1 protein-coding gene is annotated in these 1,085 nt (G+C 66.7%); it reads right to left on the minus strand.

The features are described 5' to 3' along the window. Nucleotides 1-1,085 (minus strand): aminotransferase-like domain-containing protein (locus AC3WOH_RS34820; RefSeq protein ID WP_492233890.1); only part of this gene is annotated, 1,085 nt, incomplete at both ends.

Consider the following 1,085-nt stretch of genomic DNA (forward strand, 5'->3'; position numbering starts at 1 on the left):
TCGCGGATCTTCTCCACATCCGCCGTCGCAAACGACAGCCTCAGCGTCGCGTTGTCCGGGTTGGCGCAGAAGAACGGTGTGCCGGGAACAAAGGCCACGCCCTTGTCGATCGCGCGCTTGGCCAGCACGTTGCCGTCGGCCACCTTGCCATGGGCGCCCGTGAGCCGCGCCCACACGAACAGGCCGCCCTGGGGCTGCACGAATTCGATGGCCTCGCCCAGTTCCTTGCGCAGTGCATCGCCCATGGCCTGGGCGCGTTCGGCGTACACCTTGCGCACCTTGGCCAGCGTGGCGGGCATGCGACCGGCCTTGAGGTACTGGGCGGCCGTGGCCTGGGCGAAGGTGCTGGTGTGTGCGTCGCTGAATTGCTTGCACATGGTGGCCTTGGCCAAGAGCTCTGCCGGGGCGATCATCCAGCCCACGCGCAGGCCGGGCGAGAGTACCTTGCTCATGGAGCCGCAGTGCGCCAGCAGTTCGCGGCTGCCAGGCACGCTGGCCGAGAGGTTGAGCAGGCTGGGCGGGGGGGCTTCGCCGAAGTACAGGTCGCCGTAGGGGTCGTCTTCGACGATCAGGGTCTGGTGCTTGACGGCCATCTCCAGCACGGCCTTGCGGCGTTCCAGGCTGAGCATGGCGCCGCTGGGGTTGCCGAAGGTGGGGATGAGGTAGACGAACTTGGGCTTGTGCTCGGCGATGAGCTTTTCCAGCTCGTCGGTCTTCACGCCGTTGCCGTCGATGGGGGCGCTGATGAGTTCGGCACCGTACAGGCGAAAGCACTGGATGGTGGCCAGGAAGGTGGGGCCTTCCACGATGACCTTGTCACCGGGGCTGATGAGGGTCTTGCCCAAAAGATCCAGGGCCTGCTGGCTGCCGGTGGTGACGATGAGGTTCTCGGGGGCGAGGTCCTTGGCGCCCTTGCTGGCCATGAAGGCAGCGAGCTGTTCGCGCAGGGGTTGGTAGCCTTCGGTGGCGCCGTACTGCAGGGCCGCGCCAGGTTCCTCGGTCAGGGCCTGGTTGCTGGCTTCGCGGATGCCCTCCACGTCGAACATGGCGCTGTCGGGGAAGCCGCCGGCAAAGCTGATGATGCC

The organism is Acidovorax sp. FW305-C-20-28 (assembly GCF_058783375.1).